Consider the following 9,437-nt stretch of genomic DNA (forward strand, 5'->3'; position numbering starts at 1 on the left):
AGATCACCGCATCCGATATCGCGGGCTGGGACTCTTTACAGGATATAGCGAACTCCTTTGAAAAACGCGGGCTCAAACCACGCCCGAAATTGGGCGTGTTTAGACGCTAGTAAGAGCGGCTAAATGTCGAACTTACTAGGAAGTGAAGCGGGAAGACGGGTTTGTGTCCAGCAAACTCGCCCGCTTCACTGAACGCGTTGTCTCGCTTGCTCAAAAAACCGTCGTCGGCGAGCCGTCTCCAGCAGTCAATAAAGGAAATGGAGGGTACGCAGACTGGGTAATTATCGCAATTCACGGTCTCCAGCAGTATCTAGACCATCCGTATCGGCGGCTGCTAGATGTCCTTTACGAGATGCCTGGAATCGTCTCGACACTCGGTCTAGAGGTGGATGAACTCCCTGATTTTACCACCGTTAAGGTACGGAAGACTGCCGAAATCAGGGTTCTGCTTGTCTTCTGCGAGGTATTCGAAGAAGAGCGGTTCGTAGAACTCTTCGTAGTGGTCACCACCCTCGTCAACGACTTCATTCGGCTGTTCGTGAAGGTAATTCGGGTTCCGATCAAGAAGGCGTTTTTCCTGGATGAAGTATAGGAAGATCATCCGGTCAAGAATGACCTGCACATATCGTTGCTTCGCATCACCACGATCGTCAGGGATGCCTGTAACCTCTTGAATGAGATCTGTCCGGAGTTCCTCGAACTGTTCATAGAACTCCTTGACAAACTGAATATTCTCACTGCAGACAAAGGATATGACTGGTGGCTCCTTCGCCACAGACTCCGTGCAGAAGGCGTTAAACCAGTAATCAAGCACCGAGAATCTGGGTGGTACGGTATCGCCAACAACTTCTTGCTAGATGATACTATCTACCATCAACGATCGAACGTCGAATCGACATTTTTCGCGCTTCGACGCAAATACGGCGAGATCGTTCGAGCGAGAACCTGGTTTGGTCAGTTCCGCGAACTTGTCCTGAAATGCGCCGTCAGAAACATCGAACTCAGCGTTAGCACCTCACAACCGTGAATTCGTCATCATCAAGCTGGACTACGAGTTCGTTATCGCCCCCTAATTTCGGGGGCCTTGTTTAGACGCGTGAATTCACGGTTGTGAGGTGCTAACGCTGAGTTCGATGTTTCTGACGGCGCATTTCAGGACAAGTTCGCGGAACTGACCAAACCAGGTTCTCGCTCGAACGATTTCGAGACCTTCACCTTCATTACGCGAAAAATGTCGATTCGACGTTCGATCGTTGATGGTAGATAGTATCATCTAGCAAGAAGTTGTTGGCGATACCGTACCACCCAGATTCTCGGTGCTTGATTACTGGTTTAACGCCTTCTGCACGGAGTCTGTGGCGAAGGAGCCACCAGTCATATCCTTTGTCTGCAGTGAGAATATTCAGTTTGTCAAGGAGTTCTATGAACAGTTCGAGGAACTCCGGACAGATCTCATTCAAGAGGTTACAGGCATCCCTGACGATCGTGGTGATGCGAAGCAACGATATGTGCAGGTCATTCTTGACCGGATGATCTTCCTATACTTCATCCAGGAAAAACGCCTTCTTGATCGGAACCCGAATTACCTTCACGAACAGCCGAATGAAGTCGTTGACGAGGGTGGTGACCACTACGAAGAGTTCTACGAACCGCTCTTCTTCGAATACCTCGCAGAAGACAAGCAGAACCCTGATTTCGGCAGTCTTCCGTACCTTAACGGTGGTAAAATCAGGGAGTTCATCCACCTCTAGACCGAGTGTCGAGACGATTCCAGGCATCTCGTAAAGGACATCTAGCAGCCGCCGATACGGATGGTCTAGATACTGCTGGAGACCGTGAATTGCGATAATTACCCAGTCTGCGTACCCTCCATTTCCTTTATTGACTGCTGGAGACGGCTCGCCGACGACGGTTTTTTGAGCAAGCGAGACAACGCGTTCAGTGAAGCGGGCGAGTTTGCTGGACACAAACCCGTCTTCCCGCTTCACTTCCTAGTAAGTTCGACATTTAGCCGCTCTTACTAGCGTCTAAACACGCCCAATTTCGGGCGTGGTTTGAGCCCGCGTTTTTCAAAGGAGTTCGCTATATCCTGTAAAGAGTCCCAGCCCGCGATATCGGATGCGGTGATCTGCTGGAGAGTCATACCACCTGAAAGTTGCTTTACTCATATGAAAATGATGGATACGAGGGTGACTTTCGACTGAACTGGTCAATCCACCCGTTGCGTAGTATGTAAGAAGCAGCTCGCATTTCACGAGCATTCGTAAATCAAGTCGAAAACAGCCAATAGCGAGACGCTCAATTGATGCAATGCATTGAGTATTTCCAGCGGCTCGAAGCTGAAGGGCAAGGCTGGGAGCTGGAGAGTCGTAGTCGTGAGGAATTAGAAAGTATCGAGGGTGGGCATGGTGGGGAGTCGCTATACGCCAAACGCTCGATTATTCTGGATAATCTCTACGGGGTGGATATCGACGAGGGCGCTGTGGAGATCTGTAAACTCCGTTTGTGGCTCTCGATGGTTGCGGATATCGAAGACGAGCCAGGGGAGGTCGAACCGCTCCCGAATATTGATTTCAACATTCGGCAGGGGAACAGTCTAATTGGATTTACAGACCTCATCGAAACCGTCAATGAACAGGGTGATACCTCACTCACAAACTATGGAATCGGTGAAGAAACACCGGTTAGCGAGTATTATGAGGACGTAATCCACGCTCAGCGGAAACACAAACGGGCAAATTCCTCAAAAGAAGCAACCAACGCCCGTCGTCAGGCAGAGTCGCTCATCACCAGCTACAGTCAGAATCTGGACAACAAGGTGCTAGATGAGTTCCATAATGCCGGCGCTGAAATCACTCTGGATCAAGTTCAAGAATTCCACCCCTTTCATTGGATTCTCGAATTCGCGCTAGTCTACGACCAGGGAGGTTTTGATCTTATTATCGGGAATCCTCCTTGGGACCAGCTTCGAGCGAGTCGCGATGATTACTTCGTCAAGTTTGATGAGCAGTTCCGGTCCCGGATGCCTTCGAATAAGGACGAGATGCAGAAACAGCTGCTGGAAGACGAGGAGATTGCCGAGGGATGGGAGGAGTATCAAGAGCAGATAGAGAAGCAAATGCGGTACTTCACTGATGGTTCTGAATACATCCTCCAGAAACCTGTTATTGATGGACGGAAGGATCCAAATGAAAACAATCTTGCGGCACTCTTCTTTGAGAGATTGTTCGATCTCGTGAGCGACGAGGGGTATGTAGCGCAAGTTCTACCCGGGGTGATCTTCAGTGGCTCTTTCTCGAAAGATCTCCGGATGAAACTTTTGAATGATGCGGAAATACAGTCGTTGGTTGGCTTCGAGAATCATGGAATATTCGGTGATCTCCATCGACAGTATCAGTTCGCTGTTCTCACGTTCAAGAACCAGGGGGAGTCGGAGCAAATCAAGGGAATATTCGATCAACAGGCACTGTCTAGTTCTGTACCTCCTCGATCGGTGTCTTTCCATCGAGAGCTTGATGCGGTCTCTGATGGTTGTAGTAATGCATAAACTGTTCAAGCCACTCGCGGACGCTCGACCGACTGCCCACCCACGAAGTATGGAAGCGGTCGGTACGCATTTTGAGGGTGTGAAACCATTTTTCGATGAGATTTCGGTCGGTATAGTTGACTCGACCGCTCAGTCCTAATCGAGCAAGGGCAGTCCGGTAGCCGAATTGATCAACAAGGAACTCAGCGTCCGAGAGATCGTGTTTCTCGGTGAGTCGATGGAGAAACGCAGCCGCCGGATCTGTGCCATGCCGCCCAAACAACGCAACATCGAGAATTAATTTTGTCTCGATGTCTATTGCAGCGTACAACCAAGACCATTCGCCGTTAATCTTGACAGCGGTTTCGTCAACGGCGACCCGCTTCGGCTGCGCCTCAGGCGGGTCGCAACCGCTGTCAGTCAGCCGATGTACCCAGTTCCAAACCGCTCCATGAGAGCGTTGAACGCCTAATTCCGCTAAGATCGTTGTTGTCTCTCGAAGCGAACAACCGGTCTGATGGAGGCGGACGGCGAACGCCCTGACGGGCGTCGCCGTCCGCTCATTCTCCCAAGATTCTTCTAAATCCGATTCATAGCTCTCGCTGAGCAGGTCTGCGAGCATCTTTGGACAAGAAACTCAACGACCTGCTCGCTTCTCAAACTGACTCAACTAGACAGTGCCGATCAACATGATGTTTCTGTCCTCCGTCATTTCGACGAGAAAGCGGTTGAGATCCCACGAGAAGTACTAACCCAATATTCGTTGAAAGCGCGGATATTCCCCAATATTACCCATCCTGAGGAAGTGGGTATCTTGGAGAGTATTGTCTCACACCCTCCGTTGGGAGAAAAAATCGACAATAAATGGAACGTCACTCCGCACCGTGAACTGGATCGATCACGGGCGTCTGACCGCTTCGTCGAAGAGGAAAATGAAGGTGACTACCCTGTGTACGGTGGAGCAAACATTCACCAGTTCCAGCACGACAATACGTTCGATTCGAGTCTTGATTCCCCTTCACTATGGAGTGTCGATGAAGATCAGCCTGATCTGAGCGCTAAATACCGTGTTCGGGAACGGGCGTACAACGGTGGAACGCCGAAAAAGGACATATACGAAGCGTTTGGTGGACCGAAGACCAGCAAATCACAGAAGGGATTCGTCAACGATCTTCTTCAGAAACACCGTGGACAGGACCTCTGTATGGATGATCTCCTTCCAGACTTCACGGAATACCGGATTATCTACCGAGATATCGCCCGACCTACCGACGAACGGACAATGATTTCGACTGTGTTACCCAAAGGGCTCGTTTGTGTTCACACACTCCAGACATTTTCGCCATATGAAGTCAATCCGGAGCAGGACGATCTCTCAGAGTATCCCCTGCGTTCAATCTATGAACGTGCCTACGATGACAAGGAACTGTTCGTCATCACCGGTTTACTGAACAGCATTCCGTTCGATTACCTAATGCGGACGAAGGTCGATTCACACATTGTCCGGTTCAAACTGGAAGAATCACAGGTCCCGCGTCTCACAGAGGGCGACAACTGGTTCCACTATATTTCTGACCGGGCGGCCCGACTCAACTGCTACGGTGAGAAGTTCGAGGAGATGCGGGAACGGCTCGGCGGAATTGACCCCGCTAAAGAGGAATCAGAGCGTCGGCGACTTCAGGCCGAAATTGATGCAGCTTCTTTCCACGCCTACGGACTCGATAGGGAGGAAATGCAGTTCGTTCTTGATGACTTTCATCGAGTGTCGAATCCTCGAATTATGACGGAAGCCTACATCGATAGGGTCACTGAGAAATACACTCATCTTGGAGACGTAGGGCCAATGGAGTAACTTCTGAGCTAGCACTACGCCGGTTCTTGGATTTTAGTCCAGTCAGGCTTACTGATGAATGCTGTCCAGCGCTCGTCGGGTCATTGCTCCGTCGACATTCAGATATTGACGTGCAGTGGTGATGTCCTCCCACCCGAACATTGCTCGGAGAGCGGGAAGATCTAAGCCTCTTCCGGCGTGATAAGACGCTGCTGTGGCACGTAATCCATGTAATGAGGTTGCGTCGTTAGACAATTCTGGGGACAATTTCAGGGCCGTTTCTAGACGTCGCTGTAAGGTCGAGAACGAATACGGCCAGCCACTATGTTCGTCGAGTAACAATTCAACCGCGACTCGAACCCGATACGAAAAGTGGTAGGGAACTGTTCGAGATGCGGCTTCTGTTTTCGGGAGCCAATAACGCTCAGCAAAGCTCTGAAAATCCGTATTGGGATTGTGATCTAGCCGTTGTTTCACCGCCTGCCGGCAGTATCCACAGATGCCACCATCCCGTCCCTTCGTACAGTTTTCCTGTGTGGGAATCTGGATCATCTGCCGCTCTAGGTCAACCCACGATTTCGACAAGTGTGTTGTTTCTCCTGGTCTAAGTCCAAGACGGCCTCCAAGGAGAATGGCCGCTCGTGTTTCGAGTCTCTGTTGTGTATCATCTATTCGCCCAGCACCTTCTAACAGTAGTTCGAACTCGCGTTCGCTAAGGGCCCTCTCTCGTGTTGCTACCATATCCATCGCTGTCTGTCGATACAAAGATAATCCGCTTCTTCTTCTTCGAGTGGCAAGGTGAATCGGTTCACAGCCGGGCAGAATTGCCGTCTGATATGACAGGAAGTACTTATGGGTCCCCTCCGGACGAAGCGTATGGGACTCTTTGAGACCTTATTTAGCTCATCCACTGGGGATACTGTCCCTCAGGCACAGCAACCGAGTCAGCACGAAATCTTCCCCGAGGACAAGTACAATGTCGCATACGCTGTAGCCGCTCGGCGTGAAGAAATTCGGGCGTTAGAACACCTTCTAGAAGCGGATCAGACCTCACCTACCGCCCTGGAGGCTGAGCCTTTCCTTCAGGATATAATCGAAGAGATGGAGCGGGATCGGGAATACTCCCTCCGCCTTCGCACCTCTGGGGAGGAGCTCGTCGACGATATCCGTGAACTCATAGAGCATTGGGACAATCAGGTAGATGAGAAGATAGGGACGATTTGGTGGCCTATCGGAGCAGATACGAGGTTCAGGTTGTACCTCCATTATCTGGAACTCCGTGCTGACGCGGAGGATGACCAATTTTCGTTCCCGGAGTCTGCTGGACAGGTTCACACTCTCGTCCAGCGTGGTCTCAGTGCAATAGAAGATGATGACGACTCGAAGCTCGCTGTAGTCCATAAGCGAGACATTCCTTGGGAAGAACCAGCTGAGGACAGCTGATCCAGTTCGCTCCTTCTCAAAGAGACCGATTAATTGTATCCAGTATCAAACCCAGTTATGGTAGAAATATCAGACTCCCTGTGTTCGCTTTTCACTGCGAAAATTAAGGAGGAGGATGGCACTTTCGTCATCGAGATTCCTCCGAGTGAGATCAAGCACGGGGCGCTGACCGGTGATGAAACGTACCGCATCGCTCTCCTTGATTCCTCCTCCGAAGCTGAATCAACATCTCCACAGGCCCCACGGCATCCCGCCTCTCAGGGGAGCACGAGCCATGATTCATCTGGTCCTCCTGTTGATGAGGGAGAAGTGCGCGACGTGACAATCGAAACCGTCGGTGATCAAGGAGACGGTATTGCGAAAGTCGAACGGGGGTACGTCGTGATCGTTCCCGGCGCTCAGCCCGGCGACGAGCCAACAGTCGAAATCGAACAAGTTCAGGAGAACGTCGCGTTTGCGAGCATTGTCGATAGCGATCCGTGAGCACTCTAACCTGTTGTCCCTTCTGTGGATCGGTCTTCTTCTCGGTAAACCATCGGTGTGAGAAGGCTCCGTTCGCGTTTGTCTGATGGAGGTGGTTCTGAAAGTCACGTCACGTTTTCTTCACGCGCTCGCGATGGCACAACCTTCCAAAGCCGAAATACAATCTATGACAAAGGAACCGATTGAGGTACTCGACGACCTGGCCAACCAGGTCGCCGATGAGTTTGAGGCGTATAGGCAGCCGGACGAATTCAAGGATGTCTCGCTCGTGATTGAGAACAGCGACGAGGAACATCCGACGCTGATCGTCCACGTTGATAGAGAGGACGCGGAGTCCCTTGCCGACCGTATTGATGAGTTCCTCCGCGAGCATGGTGCTCGTACTGAACGGGAACGACACTCAGCTACGGATGTCCGTGTGTTAGCGACGGTCGACTGACACCGCCCCTCCAATTTTTGACTGACTGTAAACACCGCTGAAGGACCCTATCTTCACTTCCGATCAAGGGGGTCCCGACCGCTTCAGCTCAGGTGGTTAATCTGTGCAGACAGATACTCTTGGAGAGCGGTGACCGTTTCTTCTGAGACAGCTGAGGCCCCGAAGTCACTCCGGAAACCGTGTTTGAGTTCGTCGCTCTCTAAGATTTCCAGTCCACGCTCAAGTTGCTCCCGGAGCGCATCGTCGTCCCCTCGCCGCAGGTGAGGTGTGACAGCGTCAAGGTCGATTTCTTCTGCCACTGCCAGGACATCTCGAAGGTCTGTTTCACGGCCGCTGTGAAGCTTTGCCGCGACGAGGACTGCCCCATCGATGACTCTGGCCGTCGTCGTCACTGTACCTCCGCTCACCTCCTGTTGGTGGCTGTGGTCGTACAGGTAGTCGAACGACCACTGTGCCTCCGTCTGGCGACACCCGAGTCCGTTTACCAGGAGATCGAAGCCGATCGGCTGGTGCGGCGTGAGCCGCTTCTCGTACTCGATTACTTCGGTGTCGTAGAACCATTCTTTGGCGTGGCTGTCCGTTTCCTTGAAGTCCCGATATTCGAGGAACTCGGCGAAGTCAGTCTTGGAGTCCGGTGCGACGACGATATCGAGGTCCGTGGAGAAGCGAGCATTGAACGCTGAGACAGCATAACCGCCGACAAGGACGTACTCGTGGCCCTCTTGAGTGAGGTCCTTGAGCAGTTCGATGAGCGTGTCACTTCGGTTGTTGAAGCTCATGGCTGTGCCCGTTCGGTCTCTCGATACGTGACGCTGAGGTCGAGGTCCTCGTACATCCGGTCGAGCATCGCCAGCCCCGACTGGAACTGGGCGTAGTTCTCGCGCATATACTCGATTGTCTCTGCTCTCGGGATCACCGGGTACCCTTCGACGTGCTCGATATCGAGTGACCTGCGTGGCTCGAGGACGATCTGCAGCGGTCCGTCCAACTCGTCTCGGGGCTGTCGTTCGAATGCGGTCGGGAGGTCGAACCACTCGAAAAATGTCTCCCAGGCGTCGACGTCCTGCTCACGAACAGCGAGGAACAGTGGATAGTCGCCGGGCTCGCGACCGACCTGGTAGCCGCCCTGAGTCCACACGTAGACGGCGTCGATCCGTGTGAACGCGAACGGCCAGTCACTGAACTGTGGGATGACGTACGTTTCCTCGATGGAGGGTGGACTGACGCCGGCGCTGGCAGCGACGAGATCGAGCGCTGCGTCGCGTACGCGCTCGTCGACTACAGTGAGGCCGTCGTCATAGGAAATGTAGCCTGCGTCTTCCAGCCGATTGACGGCCTGTCTCACTGTCTCGTAGGGCGTGTGGAGGTGTTGGGCGACACGGTGGATGGAGTCACCACTCTCGATGGCGAGGATAGTCTGTGCCGCCGTGTCGTCGAGCACCTCATACATCTGGTGGTTACCAATAATCCGGTAACAGTTAAAACTCTTACTCGACTGGCCATAAAGCACGATCTCCCCACTTGTCTCGAAGGTAGTCCAGATCCCTCCTAGAAACACATGGAACGACTATAATGAATTCAACGAGCAAAACGAACAGAACTAGAAAAACGAATGGATTGAACGCATTCTGAGGAACGAACTGGTTGAGGATGAGCTGGTCGGCTTCTACTCGGTGAACAGAACGAGTGAAACGAACGTAACGAATAGAACGGAT

General features: G+C 52.1%; 9 protein-coding genes and 2 pseudogenes. 6 read left to right on the forward strand and 5 right to left on the reverse strand.

Going from position 1 to position 9,437, the window contains the following annotated elements:
* Nucleotides 1-142 precede the first annotated feature (142 nt).
* Nucleotides 143-1,027: pseudogene (locus LDH74_RS25060) on the forward strand (transposase).
* A gap of 75 nt (nucleotides 1,028-1,102) precedes the next feature.
* On the opposite strand, the pseudogene LDH74_RS25065 reads toward LDH74_RS25060, so the two are convergent.
* Nucleotides 1,103-1,988: pseudogene (locus LDH74_RS25065) on the reverse strand (IS5/IS1182 family transposase).
* Nucleotides 1,989-2,305: 317 nt separating this feature from the next.
* Here LDH74_RS25065 and LDH74_RS25070 point away from each other — a divergent pair.
* The gene (locus LDH74_RS25070; protein ID WP_226043223.1) at nucleotides 2,306-3,547 is read left to right on the forward strand and encodes a BREX-1 system adenine-specific DNA-methyltransferase PglX; all 1,242 of its coding nucleotides are present in this window, start codon (nucleotides 2,306-2,308) and stop codon (nucleotides 3,545-3,547) included.
* On the opposite strand, the gene LDH74_RS25075 is transcribed toward LDH74_RS25070, so the two are convergent.
* Nucleotides 3,471-4,148: an IS6 family transposase gene (locus LDH74_RS25075; RefSeq protein WP_226043224.1), complete on the reverse strand. Its 678-nt coding sequence runs from the start codon at nucleotides 4,146-4,148 to the stop codon at nucleotides 3,471-3,473. The genes LDH74_RS25070 and LDH74_RS25075 overlap by 77 nt on opposite strands.
* A 219-nt stretch (nucleotides 4,149-4,367) precedes the next feature.
* On the opposite strand from LDH74_RS25075, the gene LDH74_RS25080 reads away from it, so the two are divergent.
* Entirely contained in the window at nucleotides 4,368-5,378 is a 1,011-nt protein-coding gene (locus LDH74_RS25080) for a hypothetical protein (RefSeq protein WP_226043225.1), read from the forward strand.
* Nucleotides 5,379-5,426: 48 nt separating this feature from the next.
* Here the strand turns inward: LDH74_RS25080 and LDH74_RS25085 are convergent, their stop codons facing one another.
* A complete protein-coding gene (locus LDH74_RS25085; protein ID WP_321170479.1) occupies nucleotides 5,427-6,104 on the reverse strand; it encodes a site-specific integrase in 678 nt (225 codons plus the stop codon).
* 129 nt (nucleotides 6,105-6,233) lie between these two features.
* On the opposite strand from LDH74_RS25085, the gene LDH74_RS25090 reads away from it, so the two are divergent.
* The 3 genes from LDH74_RS25090 to LDH74_RS25100 all read left to right on the forward strand — a co-directional run bounded on the left by LDH74_RS25090 (nucleotide 6,234) and on the right by LDH74_RS25100 (nucleotide 7,722).
* On the forward strand, nucleotides 6,234-6,800 hold the full coding sequence (locus tag LDH74_RS25090; RefSeq protein ID WP_226043226.1) for a hypothetical protein: 567 nt from the start codon (nucleotides 6,234-6,236) through the stop codon (nucleotides 6,798-6,800).
* A gap of 57 nt (nucleotides 6,801-6,857) precedes the next feature.
* Nucleotides 6,858-7,283: a TRAM domain-containing protein gene (locus LDH74_RS25095; protein ID WP_226043227.1), complete on the forward strand. Its 426-nt coding sequence runs from the start codon at nucleotides 6,858-6,860 to the stop codon at nucleotides 7,281-7,283.
* 166 nt (nucleotides 7,284-7,449) lie between these two features.
* The gene (locus LDH74_RS25100; RefSeq protein WP_136689361.1) at nucleotides 7,450-7,722 is read left to right on the forward strand and encodes a hypothetical protein; all 273 of its coding nucleotides are present in this window, start codon (nucleotides 7,450-7,452) and stop codon (nucleotides 7,720-7,722) included.
* A gap of 83 nt (nucleotides 7,723-7,805) precedes the next feature.
* On the opposite strand, the gene LDH74_RS25105 is transcribed toward LDH74_RS25100, so the two are convergent.
* On the reverse strand, nucleotides 7,806-8,501 hold the full coding sequence (locus tag LDH74_RS25105; protein WP_226043228.1) for a hypothetical protein: 696 nt from the start codon (nucleotides 8,499-8,501) through the stop codon (nucleotides 7,806-7,808).
* Nucleotides 8,498-9,172 carry a helix-turn-helix domain-containing protein gene (locus tag LDH74_RS25110; protein WP_226043229.1) on the reverse strand — a complete coding sequence of 225 codons (675 nt, stop codon included), beginning with the start codon at nucleotides 9,170-9,172 and terminating at the stop codon, nucleotides 8,498-8,500. Before LDH74_RS25110 ends, LDH74_RS25105 begins: the two co-directional genes overlap by 4 nt.
* Nucleotides 9,173-9,437: the final 265 nt, after the last annotated feature.

It is taken from the genome of Natrinema sp. DC36, from assembly GCF_020405225.1.
In the GTDB taxonomy this organism is placed as follows: domain Archaea; phylum Halobacteriota; class Halobacteria; order Halobacteriales; family Natrialbaceae; genus Natrinema.

Bases quoted from the DNA above. Each gene is read 5' to 3' on its own strand.
- LDH74_RS25075 (WP_226043224.1), bottom strand. From the start codon at position 4,148: ATGCTCGCAGACCTGCTCAGCGAGAGCTATGAATCGGATTTAGAAGAA.
- LDH74_RS25070 (WP_226043223.1), top strand. From the start codon at position 2,306: ATGCAATGCATTGAGTATTTCCAGCGGCTCGAAGCTGAAGGGCAAGGC.
- LDH74_RS25100 (WP_136689361.1), top strand. From the start codon at position 7,450: ATGACAAAGGAACCGATTGAGGTACTCGACGACCTGGCCAACCAGGTC.
- LDH74_RS25105 (WP_226043228.1), bottom strand. From the start codon at position 8,501: ATGAGCTTCAACAACCGAAGTGACACGCTCATCGAACTGCTCAAGGAC.
- LDH74_RS25110 (WP_226043229.1), bottom strand. From the start codon at position 9,172: ATGTATGAGGTGCTCGACGACACGGCGGCACAGACTATCCTCGCCATC.
- LDH74_RS25095 (WP_226043227.1), top strand. From the start codon at position 6,858: ATGGTAGAAATATCAGACTCCCTGTGTTCGCTTTTCACTGCGAAAATT.
- LDH74_RS25090 (WP_226043226.1), top strand. From the start codon at position 6,234: ATGGGACTCTTTGAGACCTTATTTAGCTCATCCACTGGGGATACTGTC.
- LDH74_RS25085 (WP_321170479.1), bottom strand. From the start codon at position 6,104: ATGGATATGGTAGCAACACGAGAGAGGGCCCTTAGCGAACGCGAGTTC.